The 17,603-nt window shown below is 48.4% G+C and carries 19 protein-coding genes; 9 read left to right on the top strand and 10 right to left on the bottom strand.

The features are described from left to right. The first annotated feature begins 48 nt into the window (after positions 1-48). Together V4534_04910 and V4534_04905 are read left to right on the top strand one after the other, a co-directional pair. Positions 49-441 (top strand): hypothetical protein, encoded by a 393-nt coding sequence (locus tag V4534_04910; protein MES2504203.1) that lies wholly within the window; start codon positions 49-51, stop codon positions 439-441. A gap of 50 nt (positions 442-491) precedes the next feature. Further along, complete coding sequence (locus tag V4534_04905) at positions 492-896, top strand: hypothetical protein (GenBank protein MES2504202.1); 405 nt, start codon at positions 492-494, stop codon at positions 894-896. 684 nt (positions 897-1,580) lie between these two features. Here V4534_04905 and V4534_04900 read toward each other — a convergent pair. Continuing rightward, positions 1,581-2,342, bottom strand: a complete 762-nt coding sequence (locus V4534_04900) for a hypothetical protein (protein MES2504201.1) — start codon at positions 2,340-2,342, stop codon at positions 1,581-1,583. Positions 2,343-2,532: 190 nt separating this feature from the next. On the opposite strand from V4534_04900, the gene V4534_04895 reads away from it, so the two are divergent. From V4534_04895 to asd, 5 genes are all read left to right on the top strand, one after another. Beyond that, on the top strand, positions 2,533-3,948 hold the full coding sequence (locus V4534_04895) for a DEAD/DEAH box helicase (protein ID MES2504200.1): 1,416 nt from the start codon (positions 2,533-2,535) through the stop codon (positions 3,946-3,948). A gap of 33 nt (positions 3,949-3,981) precedes the next feature. Continuing rightward, on the top strand, positions 3,982-4,458 hold the full coding sequence (locus V4534_04890) for a cysteine dioxygenase family protein (protein ID MES2504199.1): 477 nt from the start codon (positions 3,982-3,984) through the stop codon (positions 4,456-4,458). Then, the gene (locus V4534_04885; protein MES2504198.1) at positions 4,455-5,423 is read left to right on the top strand and encodes a putative sulfate exporter family transporter; all 969 of its coding nucleotides are present in this window, start codon (positions 4,455-4,457) and stop codon (positions 5,421-5,423) included. Before V4534_04890 ends, V4534_04885 begins: the two co-directional genes overlap by 4 nt. 263 nt (positions 5,424-5,686) lie before the next feature. Further along, the gene (locus V4534_04880; protein ID MES2504197.1) at positions 5,687-6,928 is read left to right on the top strand and encodes a hypothetical protein; all 1,242 of its coding nucleotides are present in this window, start codon (positions 5,687-5,689) and stop codon (positions 6,926-6,928) included. 3 nt (positions 6,929-6,931) lie between these two features. Then, a complete protein-coding gene (gene asd, locus V4534_04875; protein MES2504196.1) occupies positions 6,932-7,720 on the top strand; it encodes an archaetidylserine decarboxylase in 789 nt (262 codons plus the stop codon). Here the strand turns inward: asd and V4534_04870 are convergent. The 8 genes from V4534_04870 to mraZ form a co-directional block, all read right to left on the bottom strand. Further along, positions 7,712-8,491, bottom strand: coding sequence for a hypothetical protein (locus tag V4534_04870; protein ID MES2504195.1), 780 nt, complete (start codon positions 8,489-8,491; stop codon positions 7,712-7,714). The two genes, asd and V4534_04870, sit on opposite strands and share 9 nt — an antisense overlap. A 383-nt stretch (positions 8,492-8,874) precedes the next feature. Further along, positions 8,875-9,672 (bottom strand): hypothetical protein, encoded by a 798-nt coding sequence (locus tag V4534_04865; protein MES2504194.1) that lies wholly within the window; start codon positions 9,670-9,672, stop codon positions 8,875-8,877. 14 nt (positions 9,673-9,686) lie between these two features. After that, entirely contained in the window at positions 9,687-10,973 is a 1,287-nt protein-coding gene (gene murF, locus V4534_04860) for a UDP-N-acetylmuramoyl-tripeptide--D-alanyl-D-alanine ligase (GenBank protein ID MES2504193.1), read from the bottom strand. After that, positions 10,948-12,375, bottom strand: a complete 1,428-nt coding sequence (locus tag V4534_04855) for a UDP-N-acetylmuramoyl-L-alanyl-D-glutamate--2,6-diaminopimelate ligase (protein MES2504192.1) — start codon at positions 12,373-12,375, stop codon at positions 10,948-10,950. The genes murF and V4534_04855 overlap by 26 nt, the downstream gene beginning before the upstream one ends. 9 nt (positions 12,376-12,384) lie before the next feature. After that, complete coding sequence (locus V4534_04850) at positions 12,385-14,049, bottom strand: penicillin-binding protein 2 (GenBank protein MES2504191.1); 1,665 nt, start codon at positions 14,047-14,049, stop codon at positions 12,385-12,387. After that, positions 14,046-14,405, bottom strand: coding sequence for a hypothetical protein (locus V4534_04845; protein MES2504190.1), 360 nt, complete (start codon positions 14,403-14,405; stop codon positions 14,046-14,048). The genes V4534_04850 and V4534_04845 overlap by 4 nt, the downstream gene beginning before the upstream one ends. After that, positions 14,402-15,280, bottom strand: a complete 879-nt coding sequence (gene rsmH / locus V4534_04840; GenBank protein ID MES2504189.1) for a 16S rRNA (cytosine(1402)-N(4))-methyltransferase RsmH — start codon at positions 15,278-15,280, stop codon at positions 14,402-14,404. Before rsmH ends, V4534_04845 begins: the two co-directional genes overlap by 4 nt. A 2-nt stretch (positions 15,281-15,282) precedes the next feature. Beyond that, positions 15,283-15,729 (bottom strand): division/cell wall cluster transcriptional repressor MraZ, encoded by a 447-nt coding sequence (gene mraZ, locus V4534_04835; protein MES2504188.1) that lies wholly within the window; start codon positions 15,727-15,729, stop codon positions 15,283-15,285. A gap of 80 nt (positions 15,730-15,809) precedes the next feature. Here mraZ and V4534_04830 point away from each other — a divergent pair, with 80 nt between their 5' ends. Beyond that, positions 15,810-16,274 (top strand): hotdog fold domain-containing protein, encoded by a 465-nt coding sequence (locus tag V4534_04830; protein MES2504187.1) that lies wholly within the window; start codon positions 15,810-15,812, stop codon positions 16,272-16,274. A 1-nt stretch (position 16,275) separates the two neighbouring features. After that, positions 16,276-17,040: an alpha/beta fold hydrolase gene (locus tag V4534_04825; GenBank protein MES2504186.1), complete on the top strand. Its 765-nt coding sequence runs from the start codon at positions 16,276-16,278 to the stop codon at positions 17,038-17,040. Here V4534_04825 and V4534_04820 read toward each other — a convergent pair. Beyond that, the gene (locus tag V4534_04820) at positions 16,991-17,596 is read right to left on the bottom strand and encodes a deoxynucleoside kinase (GenBank protein MES2504185.1); all 606 of its coding nucleotides are present in this window, start codon (positions 17,594-17,596) and stop codon (positions 16,991-16,993) included. The genes V4534_04825 and V4534_04820 overlap by 50 nt on opposite strands. Positions 17,597-17,603 lie beyond the last annotated feature (7 nt).

Here is a 17,603-nt window from a genome sequence, read left to right as displayed (position 1 = left end):
ATAGAAATAGCAGATGGAGTATGGCTTTGAGATACAAGTCTGAATTTTATGGCACTCTATTTTCGATTTTGGAATCTTTTACGCAGTCTCCGATATTGGGCAATTTTTCTGGGACTTATCTTTATTGGCTCCCTTGAGTTGGTAGATAGCGATTACTTAGTAGCGACCGGTTTTTTGGGCGTCACGTTTATTATTGGACGCAGTATCCAAAGAGGTGTTCACCGTTGGAGCTGGGTCTTTGCCTTAATTGGGATAGGTTTTCTAATTACATGTTTGGGGAATGCTCTTTCATATATCCGAGAGAATGGAGAAGTTGTGGATAATCTGCTCATGCCATATGGAGCCATAACGATTGCCATTGGGATTCTGTTCGGTGTCTATTTAACCCTCATAGTTGTGGTTTATCGCTTCTACGCCTGGATTTGCCGTGTGAGGGGCTAAATCTATTTACTTAGGCAGAATAAAACTCCACCACCTGTCGTTCCATCCCAATGTTGAAGCTTGCACATTTTTTTTTGCTGCTATGCTGGGCACCTTGTTTATTTGCTGACTGGGGAGTGACTGGTATTGCCAGAGGTTGGATGTTTTCCGATCAAGTCGAAAAGGTCAATTGCAACATAATTAAGTTGATTGCGCGCGACAAAGATCCCGTGGTGGTCGAGGTCAATTTATTTTGGCCTGGGAAAGATGAACCTCATATGATCTTTGTCGGAGACAGTGGCTATTTGGAGCAGAATATTGGAAATATGGCCTTTCATATGAGCGCTATACCTTCAGATTTTCGTGAAAAATTGCTTGCGTTGTTTTCGGATTATTCCGTACCTATTTTGGATCAAAAGGTACCCAGAAGGCGTTCGGTACATGTGGACCCGGTAAATCTCGGTTGGGCGGACTAAATTGGCTTCACAAAGGGTTTAGTGTTGCAGCTTGCTTCGCCCATATCGCTGGACGAGCTCGTGTTTATGTTGAATGATCTCAGGCGTTCTGATCAGAAAAACGAGTTTTAGGGCTTTCAGCGCGCTAGCATAGAGTTCGGACAGGCCAGTGTCTTCGATATAACCGGCGCCGCCTAAGCATTCTAGGGCTTCGCTAACGGTGTGAGCAGTCTTAAAATCGCTTTTTCAGCCTCGCTCGGCTCGGTTCGATCAGAAGATTCCTGGCATAAATGGCGCCTCAGATTGTTTTACTTATTGTGATGAGATTGTTATATTTGATTACACTGTTGAGTTTTGGTCAGTTGTTATTAGCAGATAGAGTGCAAATCCATTCTAACGCTGGCCGGATTGTTATGAAGGGAGACCAAGACTATCCGTGGGTTGAATTTTCTCGGCTCGGAAGCTCATTTTTAATCAAACTATATATTGATTCACATACTGTGTCCGATGTTAGTGGTGTTTCTGATAAAGATACATTCATTGCTTGCGCTAAATATTATGGCGGGAGAGCGCGCTTCTCCACTACTTACGAAGATGTATGGAATCTCTTAAACCTTTAATTTGCCGCTAGGTAGATGCTTTGCATTTTTATTGTAAAGTAACGGAGCATGGATCCGGATCCCGGGTCGGTGCCCGGGATGACGGTTAAATCGCTACGATGAATTCTAGGATCATTCGGCTGAATTCTTTTTCGGTGAAGCTGTAGTGATGGGTGTCGCCCCAGGTGAAGGCTTCGAATTGGATATTTTCGTCGTTTTCGGTGTGGAACGGTGAGGTGATTTGGATGAAATGGCCGCGCGCGGCTGCCATCGCTAGGACGCCTGGGAGTTTATGGGTGAATAGGTGGGACGTGGGCTGAAGACAGGCGGCATTTACTACGGCGAAGATGATGGGGTCGGGCTTGTCGTGGCTCCAGAGCGCATTGATTTCTTTGGCGTTGTCCATAGTGCCCCAAAAGTAGGAGCTGTAGGTTTTGATGGTTTTTTCGGGGAAGAACTCTTTAATCCAATGCTTGATATTGCCAGGGCTTGAGCTTCCCGCGACCAAATCGCGTTTGCCTTCTGTGGCATGGAATTTAAGCAGATGGTTTTCTTCGTTCAAAAGATGCGTTGCTAAGATGGCCGCTAAAAAATCAGAGCGGCGGTTTAAATCGGGGCTGGTTCGGAGATCTTCGGGGATGCGGCTTGGGTTTTTGTAAACTTCGTCTGTGAGTTTAACGAAATCACCTTTTGCTTTGCTGGCTAGAGCATGAAGCACTGCGATTGGCCCGCAAGTTCCTAGTTGGCGCTGATCTAGGTAGTAATCCGGGTCTTTGCAGGCGCGTTCCACTTGGGTTTGAAAGCGGTCATAAGAGAGGGTGGGCCATTGGGTTTCGGCTTTGGCTGCGGTGGTAGGGCTAAGTGGCATGAAGTCTGATATTGGGCAGGTGTTCATTTTGGATTTGTTGATGAATTTAATATAAAAAAATGGGCGGACAAGTACCCCCTAGCGCTTATTGAAAATCCTGCTAGGCTGATTTGACTGGGGCAACTAAACATCCGATTCTGGAACTGGTTTTCATGTGGCTCTAGATTATTCATATAAAAGAGAGACACATATGTTTGCACAGTTTAATTTCTCCGATACGCTTTTAAAAGTCATCAAAGACGTCGGCTTTGAAAAACCCAGCTTAATTCAAGAAAAGGTCATTCCACACATCATGGAAGGACGCGATTTGATTGGCCAAGCCAAGACTGGTACAGGTAAAACCGCCGCTTTTGCATGGCCTTCCATTGAGAAAATCCAAGCCAACTTGCCTCAGGTGCAAATGTTGGTCATTGCGCCAACGAGAGAGTTGGCTACCCAAGTTTGCGAGGAAATTCAGCGCTTCGGCCGGCCTTTCGGTATTAAATGTGTTTCGATTTCTGGCGGTAGCTCTTATGCCCGTCAAATTGATGCCATTAAGCAAGGTGGCCATGTTGTGGTCGCAACCCCAGGTCGTTTGTTGGATTTGATGAACTCGCGCCGCATTCCTAAGATGAACCCAAAAATCGTTGTTTTGGACGAAGCAGATGAAATGCTCGATATGGGCTTTTTGGATGATATCCAGTCGATTTTTGAATACTTACCTGCAGAGCGTCAAACACTTTTGTTCTCAGCTACCATGCCGCCTGCGATTCAAAAGTTGGCACAAAAGATCTTGAAAGATCCTTTGATGATCACCACCAACTCCGGCAAAGAAATCACCAACCAAGACATTCAGCAAGAAGCTTATATTGTAGAAGAAGGCGAGCGTAAAAACGCTTTGATTCGTTTGCTTGATGCTTATCAACCGCCTAAATCCATCGTATTTTGCCGTACGCGTGCAGATTGCGATCAGTTAAACCAGTCACTGCAAGGTGCCGGTTACTCATCCGCTGCATTGCATGGCGATTTAGAGCAACGCCAACGTGAACGCGTTTTGGCAGCTCTGAAAGAAGGCAAAATCAGCGTTCTTGTAGCAACCGACGTTGCGGCCCGCGGTTTGAATGTGACCGATGTAAGCCACGTGTTTAACTATCATTTGCCAATGGCAACTGAAAGCTATGTGCATAGAATCGGTCGTACCGGTCGTGCAGGCAATAAAGGTATCGCTTTGACTTTGGTAACCCCGCGCGAAATGCATAAGCTGAAGCAGATTCAAGCTGGTGCAGGTAGCCCGATTGGCCAAAAACGTATTCCGAGCCTTCAAGATGTGAAGAAGAATAAGCTGAGTGATTTGACTAAAAAGCTTGGTGCTCAAGTGGTTAATCCAGACGCGCAAGCGTTCTTGCAAACCATTGAAGACTCAGCCAACAAGTCTGAAATCACCCTCAAGTTGCTTTCCATGTATTTGAGCAGCCTTGAAGTGGCAGGGCCAGATAAGATTGGTGTTGATCCAGAACGTTTGAGCCAAATGGAAAGGGCGCCAAGGCCAGACCAAAAACGTAACCGTGGCGGCGGCTATGGCCGTTTCGACGACAAACGTCGTGGCCGGTCTTTCCAACGCCGGTAATACTGTTAGAGAGTATCCTGGGGTGACTTCAGGATGCTTTCTTGCCTAGATTCATTAATCTCGGGTTTAAATACGCTGACAAAAACGGCAGAACTCGAGCGATTAGAAAGGGCCCTACTTGCGGGCTCTCCAACTTTCTCAAAACTAACGCCTCAGTGTGAATTCAGTGAGGTTAATTACAAACGCCAAAAATTAGCTGGTTCAGAGTGGTATGACTTGTGGTTAATTTGTTGGCAGGCTGGACAGTCATCGCCCATACATGACCACCAAGGATCCAACTGCGCGTTTCGCATTATGACGGGTGTTGCCACTGAGCACGTTTATGAGCCTATAACGGCTGATACCGTTCGGGAAATCGGCGTTAATACTTATCAAAGCGGCGAGTTGTGCGTGGCTGCAGGTGGCGATATTCACCGCATTGCTAACGCTGAAACTGTTCAGCCCTTGGTAACGCTTCATCTTTATTCACCGCCACTTCGCATGAACTACTATCGAGAGGCTTTAAGTTGAATCTTTTTGCTGGTTGGCTGTTGTTATGGCTTATTGCGGGTATCTCTGCGCTCTTATCTGGCTTATTTGTGCTTGGCGGTAAGCATCCGGTTGAGGCATCCGCGCTGGCGATTGTTATTGGAATTTCTTTTAGACATTTTCGCTGGGTGCCCGCGCATTGCGAGCCTGGCGTTAAGTGGTCCGAAAAGTTTCTAGCCTTAGGCATTGTATTGATGGGCGCCGGGCTCAATTTTAAGACGGTATTTGCGCAAGGCTCGGGGCTTTTGGCTGTGATTTTGGTGACCATGCTGGTTGGTTTTACGCTGATTTATGGTCTGGGTAAGTTGTTGGCGCTGCCTAGCATGCTGTCGATGCTGCTAGCCATTGGCACAACTATTTGTGGCACCACGGCCATTGCGATTGTGGCGCCTTTGATGAAGGCGCCGAAAGAGCAGACTGCCTATGCTGTTGGAACGGTAGCGCTCTGCGGATTGATTGCGCTTTTAATTTACCCACCCTTAGGTCATTGGTTGGGGGCAAGCGATTTGGCCTTTGGCATTTTCGCCGGAACGGCCATTCACTCAACCCCACAGGTGGTTGGGGCGGGCTTTATGTTTTCGGACTTGGCAGGACAGACCGCAACTGCTGTGAAGTTGATTCGAAATTGTTTTATTGCCCCGATGGCTTTGGTGGTGGCGGTTGCCTATTCGGGCAGCAAAGCAGGGGCGCTGCGGGCGTTCCCCTGGTTTTTGTTTGGCTTTTTTGCTCTGGCTTGGTGCGGCAGCCTCGGTTTTTTCAGCAGCGGGCAAGTGGCTTTTTGCAATGAGCTGGGCAAGTTTTTAATCCTGGTTGGTATGGCTGGCGTAGGGCTGAATACGGATTTGAAGGCGTTTCAGAAGGTGGGATTTAAGCCGCTGGCTGTGGGCGCGTTTGGATCAGTGTTGGTAGCGGTGGTGAGTTTGGGGATGATTTATTTGATAGTATAACTGTCACCCCGGCCTTGAGCCGGGGTCCAGGGACGGTTAATATACACACGCGCACACGTATTACCCGTTTGAAACGTTGTGCAACGCCCCGCCCGAGCAAAACGCATGGCGCATAGCGCCCTGCAAGCTCGGGCTGTCTACCCTTAGTGTGCCAACAGGCACGGGGGAACCTCCCCGGCGCCCCTTTGACTTTAAGCATGCATTTGACATAGTCAAAATCCCCCTCTCCGATCGAATGGAGAGGGTATAAAAAAAGGCTTAAAATGGCAGTGATTACGATTGAGACGATGGATGATGAGGGGCGGGGGCGTGTTTTTTTTGAAGGACGTGATTATGCCGTTCGGGGCGCTTTTCCTGGGGATATTGTTGAGTTCAGGCTTGAGCGCAATTTTAAAGCACATAATTTGATGGTTGGTAAAACCAGGCGCTATGTCAAGAAAGGCCCTCATCACGTCCATCGAACTTGTCCGGGACGAGGGCCTTGCGCGGCTTGTCCATTGCATGATGCGACACCCGAGCTAGAAAATACGGTGAAGCGAGATCGCATTGTGGCGGCGCTTGATAAAGAAGGTCTTAGTTTTGAAGTAGACCCCGTTTTGCCGCATCCTGACCGCATGGGATATCGGCAGAAGGTTAAGTTGATGGTGAGTGGATTCTCCGGCTTTTTGCGTTTGGGGGTTTACGTGCCGTACTCACATACTTTCGAAGATGCGAGCCAGTGCCCGCACGTGAATCCCGCGATTAATGATGCCATTGCACGGCTGATTCCGGTGTTAAATCAATCGGGTGTTGATACGATTAGGGCGGTCATTTTAAGGGCAGGCTTAGACGGCGTTGCTGGTATTTTGGTCACCACAAAGCCATTGCCTGATTTTATTTTTGAAAACTCGCCACTGCTTTCGTTAAAAGAGCGGGTTCAGCCTGATGAAACCAATAGCATTTTAGGTGGCACGCCTGGGCAAAGCGTTGGTCCTGAGATGATTCAGAGTTTAGAAGATGGCCAGATGGTCGATCCGGATGCTTTTTGTCAGGCGGATCCAGTGCAGGCGCAGCGGTTATATGAGTTGGTTGCCGATTATCTCTGGCAAGGGTCGGGGCATTATGTTGATGCTTATGCTGGAGTCGGGGGATTTGCGAAGGCACTTTTGAAAAAGGGTGAATGCAAGATTACGGCGATTGAATCTAATGCGGTTTGTTTGAGCTCGTTGGAGGCTTTGGGGGTGGGGACCTCACCCCGGCCCTCTCCAGGAACTGGAGAGGGAGGAGAGCCGGTGCTTGGGTTGGTGCTTGATCCGCCTAAGAAAGGCTTGATGGGGGATGCGGAGGTTTATGCTGGGATGGGCGCTTTGCGTGTGGTCCTAGTATCGTGTGATCCGAGCTCGATGGTTAAAGATTTGAAAGTTCTGCTTAAAGCTGGTTATGAAGTCGAACGCATTTTGCCTGTCGATCTATTTGGCGCTACGCCGGCCATTGAAACTGTGGTGTTTTTGCGGCAAGTGAACTGATAAATGAAATATCTTTATTTGTTGCCCAAAAATCAAATGTCTCGTTGGATGGGGCGTTTATCCAGTTTGCCTTTGCCAACTTTTTTGAGAGTTCGGTTATTGGGCGCATTTGGCCGTTTTTTCGGTGTTGATTTTACTGAGATCAACGAGCCGTTACATAGCTTTAGACGCCTGCAAGATTTCTTCATTCGGGAGCTTAAGCCAGGGCTTAGAGTCATTGAAGAAGGCGAGCTGGTTTCGCCTTGCGATGGCGCTTTTGGACAGTGCGGTCAAATTGACCATGGCGTACTTTTACAAATTAAGGGCAAGTCTTACACTTTGGCTGAACTGCTGGGCGAGCACGTACCTGAGTTTGACAATGCCCATTATGCGACCATTTATCTGTCACCTAGGGATTATCATCGCTTTCACGCGCCTTGTGATGCCAAAGTGGTGAAAGCACGCTACATTCCGGGGCATTTATGGCCGGTGAATCCTTGGGCGGTTAAGAATATTAACAAGCTGTTTTGTGTGAACGAGCGCATTGTTTGCTGGCTGGATTCAGACACCATTTTGGTTGCCGTTGGCGCGACCATGGTGGGTAAAGTGAAGCTTAAGTTTGACGCTACTTTGACCACCAATGTTAGAAAGCTAGGCGTGGTCACGCGTGAGTATGGCGCGAATGCGCCGGCTTTGAAAAAGGGTGATGAGCTTGGACACTTCGAGTTTGGCTCAACGGTCGTTTTGGTCACCAAAAAGGCACTTAAAGATCCATTATCTGGCACGGTTCGTTTGGGGCAAAATCTAGTTTAGCTCTAATGGGCAATAGTCCGGGTAAATCGTGATGCCCAGCACTTTTAGAAAGTGTAGGATATAGTCTGCTTCCTTCCCCTCTTTTCCTTTGCATAATTTGCTGATGTCCGCTCGTAGTATGGCAATTGCTTCTTTAGGAATTCGCTCAGATAGGTGGGCATCATAAGCCAATTTTGCGATGAGTTCTTCATCATAGACATTGTGTTCTCGGGTTGGCAGAGGTGTTATGTCTGGTTGTACTACAAAAGTGTTGGTCGAATCGTCAACCATACCTGGATAGGCTTTGAGCATCTTTTTGGTGAGGTGAATCAAGACATTTGAAATCTGATGATGTTCACATGATGCCCAAAGGACACTAGAGCACTGCCTTAAAATAGTTTCTATTTGCTGAATTGCTTTTTCAATAGCTTCAACTAGGAACTCTTGTTTAAAATAGTTTATTCGGGCGGCTTGCACATCACCATCTGTTGCAATTGTTTGGTTATTTGATCTCATTTGCTCACGGCACTGGTTAAGCTCCGAATCACAACGGGAGCCTTTAGGCTCTACCCATCCGGGAAAGGTCTTGCCCAAATCTTGAATGACTCGCTCGGCTCGCCAACCGATAAAGAACAGGCCGCTAGCGTCTCCGACTACTCTTAATAAGATTGAAACTTGCGGGATTTGAGATGCAACCCGCTTAGAAACGTGCATCAATGTTGCCCGAAAGGTTAGGGCAGAGCCGAGATCAAGATATACATCCTTATTACCCAGCCACTCTCTAACTTTCATGTAGAGACAGGGGATAGCCACAACACCGATCGCCACCGCAGTAAAAATACTAGCTCTGCGGTAGACGAAAGGTTTCGCGTCCCGGACTAGGGGTATAAGATCATCTGTTTGTATATAGACGACTCGCGTCCCTGGAGCAGCTTGTGTTTCAGTGGACATTGTAAGACGAGGCACGTAATCCAAACTGGCACTCATTTGGGGCGGGGGTGATGCCGCGGACCGCAAGGGAGGCGAGGTTCCCACCCTGCCTGTACGTTTGCTTGAGTACATCGCCGATGAAGGTGCGGATAAAATAATCGAGGCCAAACAGATCAACGAGGATGATTGTCTCACGAATAAATTCGTAAACCCTTTTGCGGATATTTCAAATGGCTATTTCCGAACTATGAAAGATCGATGTCGAGCAAGCGTAAGAAATGCTCGTAATAATTTCGAAATGCCTTGTATTCATCGCTTTCGACAATCACTCGCCTTAACTCTTTTTTAAAAGCATCGTCGATATAATTCGCCAAATTTGCATCTTTCGCTAGCCGAACGACTTCATCTGACTGATAGAAGTTCGAATCAGGAGCCAGATCGCACCTGTCAGTGGGTTTTAGCTGCAATTCAGTGTCGCCAGGGTAAAGCTTACGCAACTCGCCGATCACTTGAATTAGCTTATGAGCCGCGTCGGTAGAGTCTTGCGGAGCAAACCATCCATTAGAGTCACCTAGTCGGGATTTTATGGTTTTAAAGCCTGAATCTAAAGTCTGCAGAAACAGCTTGCGTCGGAAGTCGTTATTTCTTCGTTGAGCAATCTCGAGGTCTTTTGATATTTGCTCTACTTCTTTATCTCTCGCCGCCAATGAAGCGGTTAAATCGGCGTTCTTCTTATAGCTTTCGTCGCTTTTTTTCAAGTTGTCCACTTTATCAGTCTTTGGTCCAGTCGATTTAGAAATGGTAGAGCCCAAAGCTTTGATGAAAAATGCGCCAACGTGATCGCGAAGGAAATCGATTCCAGCGTCCCTTTTTGAAAAAATCGACTTGGTTTTTAGGTAATAGAGCCCGATATGCGCTACGACCGCTGTCTCAAAGACCAGAATTTGCATAGGGAGCGACCAATCTTCAATGGTGAAGAATGCGTGTGACTTTTTGGGCGCCGAAATCGAAAATATTAGGAACAGTAATATGAATAATTTCATTGAATAGTTATATTCTATTTTTGTATATTTTCAACTGCCTGTTCCATGGCCATGATTCTGGAGCCTTTGACCCAAATAACGTCATTGGTATCCAATACTTGGCGGACCAGTGTGCCTAATTTTTGGCTGTCTTCCGCCCAGGTAAAGTTTTCGATAGGTAAGCCGGCTTCGAAGGCACCTTCAGCATAATGCTTGGCGTTAGGACCGCAGGCAAAGAGTAAATCTACGCCCTTTTGCGCACAGGCTGCACCAACCGCGTGATGTCTGCTTTCTGTGGATTCACCAAGGCCAGCCATATCGCCCAAAACTGCGATGCGGCGTTTGTTTTGGAAGGAGGCGAGGACGCTTAGGCCTGCTTCCATGGATTCAGGATTGGCATTGTAGGTGTCGTCCAGTATAATAGCGCCATTTTCCAAAACTTTTTTATTCAGTCGGCCGGGCGCCATCTCAACCTGCTCGAGGCCGGCGGCAGCCGTCTCAAAATCTAGATTTAAGGCAACCACAACCGCCAAGGCGGCAGCAGCATTGTGTACATTATGATGACCTAAAAGTGGCAGATCAACGGAAACCAAGTGATCTTTATAGCAGAAGGTAGGCCTGTCGAAATCCAGTATCCGTACATCTGCCCAGCTGGCTTGCCCAAAATAGATGGGCCTTGCATGGAGCTTGATATTAGCTTCGCGCATGCACCTGGGATCATCGGCATTGACCACGCCAATATGCTCAGGCCCTAGGGCCTCAAAAAGCTCTGCTTTGGCTTTAGCAACTCCATCCGGCCCGCCTAATACGCCGCCGTGTGCTGAGCCGATATTTGTGATCAGTCCCACCTGCGGCTCGACGATTTCTGCGAGTCTGGCAATTTCCCCAAAATGGCTCATGCCCATCTCAAAAACAGCTACTTGGTGCTTTGGCGTCACTTGAAATGCCATGAGAGGCACCCCCAGATGGTTATTGAAATTGCCATGGGTTGCAAAAGTTGCGGATTCGCCCAGGCAGGCCTTGATGGCCGCGACAATCAAGTTCTTGGTGCTGGTCTTCCCACTCGAGCCGGTGAGCGCGACGCGTCTGGCGGGCATGCTCAGCAAGTGCTCATGCGCGAGATTCTGAAATGCTCTTAAAGGGTCAGGCACTCGAATCAGATCAGGTTCTGAGCCCGGGTAGCCTTCATGCACAATTGCTGCTGAAGCGCCTTTTTGGTAAGCTTCGGCCACGAAATCATGGCCGTCGCGTTTCTCGCTATGAATGGCAACGAAGATGTCGCCGGGTACTAAGATTCTAGTGTCGAAGCAATAAGATTTCATAAGCTATTTGTGCGTCATCAAAAGATTGATAATCGTCCTTAATTTGTTGAGTTGTTTCATGACCTTTGCCAGCAATCAAGACCATATCTTCTGAATCTGCCATTTCGATGGCAGATTTAATGGCTAAACGGCGGTCATGGATGATGGAGGTTCCGGTGGGGAGGGCCATGTCGGCGATAATCTGGGCGGGATCTTCGTGCCGGGGGTTATCTTGAGTGGCGATCACGATGTCTGCGTTATCGAGCGCGGCTTTAGCCATGATAGGTCTCTTGGTGCGATCCCGATCACCGCCGCAGCCGAAAACGACGATGAGTTTGCCCGTGCAGATTTCTCGAAGCGTTTTAAGAACGTTGTCTAGAGCATCTGGTGTGTGAGCGAAGTCTACGAATACGGCGGGCTTTTGAGGACACACGCGCTCAAGGCGGCCTTTAGGCACCGTGGCACTGGATAAGCCGGCCGCGATGGCACTCAAAGGGATGCCGGTCGCGTAAGCAATGCCCGCGGCGCAGAGCATGTTGTCAAGATTGAAGCCGCCAAAGAGCTGGCTTTGGACTTTGGCTTGATCCGTCTTGATGCGCAGATTAAAATGGATGCCGGTGGGGGTGTGGTTGATTTCAGAGGCGCTGATGTCGGCTTCGGGTGAGTAACCCCAACGTAAAATCCCTCCTGGCCCCCCTTTTGCAAAGGGGGGGATTTTCCCCACAGGCAATACCGCTGTCCCATCTTCGTCTAGCAATTCTTCGAATAGCCGCATTTTTGCTTTGCCGTAGCTTTCCATATCTCCATGGAAATCTAGATGGTCTTGGCTCAAATTAGTAAAACCTGCGGCCTTAAATCTAAGTCCATCGACTCGATATGTTGCCAAAGCATGCGAAGACACTTCCATGGCTACTTGATTCACGCCCTGATCGCGCATTTGCGCCAATAGAGGGCTTAAGTTCTCAGCTTCAGGCGTAGTAAATCCAAACGCTTTCAGCGCATCCGGGGGCCCAGCGCCAATGGTGCCGATGACTGCTGCCTGGCGCCCAAAGCTTTTCGCGATGCTGGCTACCAAAAAAGTCACCGTGGTTTTTCCGTTGGTGCCGGTAACGCCGCACAAGTTTAAGCTTTTAGAGGGAAAACCGGCGGCTTGCTCCGAAAGCTTAGCCGCCCAAATTCTTGCGTTATCGCTTTGCCAGACGGGGATATTTGCGGGTAGAGCGCCCAAGAAATTTTCGAGAATTAGCCCCGAACAGCCTTGCTGAATAGCTTGCTCAATAAAATCGTGGCCGTCCCTGGATGCGGGCGTCGCGCCTTTGGCTGCCACAAATATAATACCAGGCCCGGCTTTACGCGAGTCCAATGTCACAGGCAGCTTAGGGGCATTTTGAGCCAATTGATTAAGGGGTGTTAGAGAAGCCATCAGGGGAATCTATAGCGCTCCGCGGGTTTGAAGCAATGCCGCTTCCACAATCTCACGCCAAGCCGGGGCGGCAACGTAGCCGCCGTAAGCGATGCCTTTTGGTTCATCGATGCTGACCAAACAGACAATCTCTGGATTGTCAGCCGGCGCAAAGCCTGCGAAGGAGCTGATGTTCATGGTTTTGTCGTAACGGCCATTCACCCCGACTTTTTCGGCTGTGCCAGTTTTACCAGCAACTAAAATGCCTGGAATGGCTGCCCGCTTACCGGTGCCATCCACCGTGTCTGCGATCATCATTTCCGTCATCGCTTTGGCAGCTTGCTCGCTGATCACCCGTACAGGCGCAGCTTTAGGCAGGGGGTTTTCCAGCGAGCCGTCACCTTTTTGAATGCCTTTTAAAATACTTGGCGCGACTTTGACACCACCGTTGGCAATGCTGCTCACCATGACGGCCATTTGCAGGGGGCTGGCCATAATACCGTAACCGAAGCTGACGTTGGCAAAGCGCGTTTTGTGCCAGTTTTCGTATTTTGAAACAGATCCTCTCGCCTCTTCTAGCAAGTTAAGACCCGGCAGTTCGCCATAGCCGAAGCGTTTGACGGCTTCATGAAGTCTTTTGGGTCCAATGCGCTCGGCTATTTTAAACGTGCCAATGTTGCTGGAGTATTTGAAGATTTCAGTCGGCGTTAGCCATTCTTTGGCCGAGACGTCTCGAATGGTCATGTAGCCCAGATCCCATTTGCCTTTTTCGCAGTAGATTTTTTCGTCTGGTTTAATGAGCCCCAAATCAAAGCCGGCCGCAAAAGTTACCATTTTGAAGGTTGAACCGGGCTCGCCTGATCGCGCGATGGCGTTATTTCGGCGGGCAGCAATATCTCTTTTACTCGGGCGGTTGGGGTTCATGAGCGGTACATTGGCTAAAGCTAGGATTTCGCCAGTTTTAGGCTTCATGACGATGGCCCACCCGGCTTTAGCGTTGTGAGCTTTAACGGTGCGCTGCAAAACTTCTTCAGCCACCGACTGGATGTTACGGTCTATGGTGAGCAGAATGTTGTCACCTAGTAGAGCTTCTTGAGAAGGCGCCACAAAATCTCGAACGTTGGTGCCTCTGGCATCTTGGAAAGACAGAGTATCCCAGCTTTTGGGCTTTAAAAATCTTTCGAAAACTTGCTCGATGCCGCCTAAGGTTTGGCCGTCCAAAGTGATAAAGCCTAGGGTTTGTCCGAGTAGGCCGTGGTTTGGGTAAAAGCGTTGCTCTTCTTCGGAAAGTCCGATGCCTTCTAGCCCCAAGGCTTTAATGCGGGCTGCCACGTTTGGATCAATGCGTCTTTGTAGCCACACGAAAGAGCGATCAGATGGAATCTTTTCGATTTGTTCTGGATCTAATGAGATTTGCTGCTTAAGCAACTTGGTCACCTGATGTGGGTGATTCATTTTGCGCGGTTCGGCATAGATTGAATCTACCGCTACGCTGGTGGCTAAGAGACGCCCGTCTCTGTCTAAGATATTGCCTCTAAAGCTGGAGTATTTTTTGGAGCGTGTGTGCTGTCTTTCGGATAATTCGGTGAGCGCTGGGCCTCTGACAAGTTGCAAAAACGCTGATTTGCCCATGGCAATGACCAGGCCCATGGCCAGCATCATCAACACGAGACTTAATCGGACTTTGAGGGTCATGGTCTAAGCAGGGGCGCTTTGGAAGCGGGGATCAGATCGAGTTTCTCCACAGCAAATTTTCGAATACGTTCAGGTCTTTTTAACACAGCTTCTTCTAATTTAAGAGCTTGTAGCTCCCTGAGCAAGCCGTCTTGCTTGTTTTCCAAGCTCGCAACGGCATAGCCGCTGATCCAGGTGCCTACGTGGACGAAAGTCAAAGTGAGGAGTGAAAAGCCTAGCAATCCGACGGCCATTAAGGGCAGCAAGATACGTCTGAGGCGTCTTTTGGAGTAAGTTAGCTTGGAGGAGCGAATAATGCTCAAACTCAGTTGGCTTTTAATTTCGCTGACGGCGTCAGCAAATAATACATGATTCATTGATTGACCCTCTGTGCTGTGCGCAATTTGGCGCTTCGAGCTCTGGGATTTTGGGACATTTCAGCATCGCTTGGTATAACCGGCTTCTTGGTCAGAGCCAGCCAAGATTCGCGATTTTCTTTAAAAAAGTTTTTCACCAAGCGATCTTCAAGACTGTGAAACGAGATGATGGCCGCTTTACCGTCTGGTTTGATAACGCTGGTGAGGTTGCTTAAGAGCGCTTTGAGCTCGTCCAATTCATGATTTACGGCAATACGCAAAGCCTGAAAAGTTCGTGTGGCAGGGTGGATTTTACCCCGGGGGCCGCGGTAAGCCCGGGCAATGATGGCCGCTAAGGCTGTGGTTGAATCGGCCAGATTTTTCTCGGCCTTGATGGCCCTTGCGATTGGTCTGGACTGGCGTTCTTCACCGAATTCATAAATTAAGTTGGCTAAAGTTGTCTCTGAGGAGCTTTGGATGAGCTCCAGAGCGCTTAAATCAGCATCCGGATTCATGCGCATATCTAAGGGACCATCGTTTTTAAACGACAGGCCGCGTTCAGGTGTGTCAAGCTGTGGAGACGATACGCCGATGTCGGCCAAAAGACCGTCTAGGTGGGTCAGCCCCAAATCGCTCAACACCTGAGGAAGTTCTGAAAACGTGGCCCTAACGAGCTTTACTTGTGGAAATTCCTTGGCGACGCCGCCTGCGGCATCGAGCTCGTGGGCTCTTGGATCTTTATCTAGGGCGATCACTTGGCCATTTGGACCAACGGCCTCAGCCAACAGTCTAAGATGTCCGCCACCACCAGCGGTTACGTCAGCCACAATCATGCCTGGGGCCAGCGCGAGCGCCTCCAAGACTTCCGTGGGCATGACTGGTATGTGGCTAAACATTGTTATAATCCAAATCCTTCTAAGGTTTTTCGCAACGCTTCCAGCTCCGTCTTATTGGCTAGGCGTTTTCTATTTCGCTCGTTCCAGCGTTTTCTGGACCAGACTTCGATCTGATCGATGATGCCAGCCCACAGGATTTCGCGCTCCAGGCCTGCATAATCACGCAATTCTTTGGGAATAGCGACCCGGCCAGCTTTATCAATCGTTGCGACGAAACTTGAGGCAATAACAACTCTCTTAAATTCCATGACGGCTGGGTTACTGGCGGGCAATTGGCGCACTTTTTCTGCTTGCGCTTCGAAATCAACTTGCCGCATGGCCACCAAACAGGGCTCATACAAAGAGAGCGTGAGCACGAAGTGATCTGAGCCTAAAACTTGACGAAATTCCATCGGAAAGGCCACACGGCCTTTATCATCCAATAGATTTTCATTCAGTCCTCTAAACATATAATTTAAAAATAGTAATATTTGCTATTCCCACTCAATTCCACTAGATTCCACTCAAATTGTCAAGGGAGGATTAGATTATGCCTAATTTCATCAAACAAACTTATGACCGTCTTCAAAAAATTCCGCTTGGAAAACAGATGTTTAGCAAGTTTGTCGGCTTCGCCGCTCCCTACAGCAGCAGCATTTCGCCTTCGGTGGAAGAATTACGCCCAGGTTATGCGCGCATCAGCATGAAGGACAAAAAGCGGCTGCGGAACCATTTGAAATCGATCCATGCGGTCAGCATGATGAATTTGGGCGAGCTGGCCACTGGGCTTGCCATCAACTACAGCTTGCCCGATAACGCCCGCGGCATCTTAAAAAACCTATCGATGGACTATCTCAAAAAGGGCCGTGGCACGTTGACCGCGGAATGTACTTGCGCCGTGCCTGCCACCAATGAGAAAGCTGAATATAAAGTGTTGGCTGAAATCAGAGATGTGAAAAAAGAGATCGTTGCAAAAGCAGAAGCCACCTGGCTGGTGGGGCCGGAGTCTAGATAAAGTGCTTTCGTTTCAGGTTTTTGGCACCGGTTCTCGCCAGGCATTGCTCATTCATGGCATCATGGGGTCTTCTCGGAACTTGGCAACCTTTGCTAAGCTGTTGGTATCGAAATTCCCAGACTGGCAGCTGATTTTGCCAGATTTAAGACACCACGGTGATTCAGGGTTTTTTGAAGGCCCTAACACGGTCGCGGTCTGCGCTCAGGATGTGTTGGAGCTAGTTAAAGATCAGAATTTTAATATAGAAATGATTATCGGACATTCGTTTGGCGGCAAAGTTGCCATGGCCTTAAACGAGCTGATGCCGGTGAGGCAAGTTTGGATTTTGGATGTGGAGCCGGGGCTTAAAAGGCCGAGTCATACGGACGAGATTGTTAAAAAACTCACAAGGATTCCGATGCCGCAACCGACCCGCATCGCTCTGCAAAGTACGATGCTGGAGCTTGGATTGCCGCGGCATATCGCCCTGTGGATGACCACCAATGTGCGCGATACACCTGATGGGTTGATGTGGAAGTTCGATTTGAAGATAATTAAAGAGTTGTTGATATCTTTTGCGAAGACGGAGTTTAGCCCGAGAGAAAATACTGATTTTGTGAAGGCGGAGCGGAATTCGCATATGTTGATGCCGCTTTCGGAGAAGGTGCACCTGCTTCAAAATGCAGGGCATTGGGTGCATATTGATAACCCGAAAGGGTTGTTGGAGATCTTGAGGCCTAGCTTATTAGCCCCAAGCATAACGCAGCTTCCGACTCAGCCGGTTTAGTGCTATCCAAAACAATCAACTCGCTTTCTTGATAATCCAAGATCCATTCTTCATAAAGATCCTGCAAACCCTGCAAATACTCTCTCGGAATGCTTTGCTCTGAAGGTCTACCTCTCAAAACAATCCGCCTTTCCAGCTCTTCAATAGGACATCTCAAGTAGATCATTAACTTGGGCGGCTTCAAAGTCTTGCGCAATGTTAAGTAGAAATCGCGATACAACGCATAGTCACGAGCAGACATCTTACCTGTCACATAAAGTCTCTTCGCAAAGATCTCAGCATCTTCATAAAGAGTTCTGTCTAACAAAGCGATATTTTTAGTATTCTCGAGTTGCTGATGGATCTTAAATTTTTGGATCAAAAAAAATGTTTGAGAATGAAAGGACCATTGATTCATATTCTCATAAAAATCTGTTAGATATGGATTGAGGTCATTGGCCTCGTAATACGGCTGAAGGCCGTTTTCCTTGGCAAGTCTAGTTACTAAACTGGTTTTTCCAGACGCGATGTTGCCGGCTACCGCAATGTATTGATGATTGAACATAAGCTTGCGCATACTAGTC

Source organism: Myxococcota bacterium (assembly GCA_040387835.1).
GTDB lineage: Bacteria > Myxococcota > UBA727 > UBA727 > JABDBI01 > JAZKCZ01.
Note: the sequence above shows the minus strand (reverse complement) of the source record. Positions and strands in the feature narration are given on the sequence as shown.

Coding starts and splice junctions, on each gene's coding strand:
- V4534_04910 (MES2504203.1), top strand. CDS start 49: ATGGCACTCTATTTTCGATTTTGGAATCTTTTACGCAGTCTCCGATAT.
- V4534_04900 (MES2504201.1), bottom strand. CDS start 2,342: ATGCCACTTAGCCCTACCACCGCAGCCAAAGCCGAAACCCAATGGCCC.
- V4534_04905 (MES2504202.1), top strand. CDS start 492: ATGTTGAAGCTTGCACATTTTTTTTTGCTGCTATGCTGGGCACCTTGT.
- V4534_04845 (MES2504190.1), bottom strand. CDS start 14,405: ATGAATCATGTATTATTTGCTGACGCCGTCAGCGAAATTAAAAGCCAA.
- mraZ (MES2504188.1), bottom strand. CDS start 15,729: ATGTTTAGAGGACTGAATGAAAATCTATTGGATGATAAAGGCCGTGTG.
- rsmH (MES2504189.1), bottom strand. CDS start 15,280: ATGTTTAGCCACATACCAGTCATGCCCACGGAAGTCTTGGAGGCGCTC.
- V4534_04850 (MES2504191.1), bottom strand. CDS start 14,049: ATGACCCTCAAAGTCCGATTAAGTCTCGTGTTGATGATGCTGGCCATG.
- V4534_04880 (MES2504197.1), top strand. CDS start 5,687: ATGGCAGTGATTACGATTGAGACGATGGATGATGAGGGGCGGGGGCGT.
- V4534_04895 (MES2504200.1), top strand. CDS start 2,533: ATGTTTGCACAGTTTAATTTCTCCGATACGCTTTTAAAAGTCATCAAA.
- asd (MES2504196.1), top strand. CDS start 6,932: ATGAAATATCTTTATTTGTTGCCCAAAAATCAAATGTCTCGTTGGATG.
- V4534_04890 (MES2504199.1), top strand. CDS start 3,982: ATGCTTTCTTGCCTAGATTCATTAATCTCGGGTTTAAATACGCTGACA.
- V4534_04830 (MES2504187.1), top strand. CDS start 15,810: ATGCCTAATTTCATCAAACAAACTTATGACCGTCTTCAAAAAATTCCG.
- V4534_04820 (MES2504185.1), bottom strand. CDS start 17,596: ATGCGCAAGCTTATGTTCAATCATCAATACATTGCGGTAGCCGGCAAC.
- murF (MES2504193.1), bottom strand. CDS start 10,973: ATGAAATCTTATTGCTTCGACACTAGAATCTTAGTACCCGGCGACATC.
- V4534_04855 (MES2504192.1), bottom strand. CDS start 12,375: ATGGCTTCTCTAACACCCCTTAATCAATTGGCTCAAAATGCCCCTAAG.
- V4534_04865 (MES2504194.1), bottom strand. CDS start 9,672: ATGAAATTATTCATATTACTGTTCCTAATATTTTCGATTTCGGCGCCC.
- V4534_04870 (MES2504195.1), bottom strand. CDS start 8,491: ATGAAAGTTAGAGAGTGGCTGGGTAATAAGGATGTATATCTTGATCTC.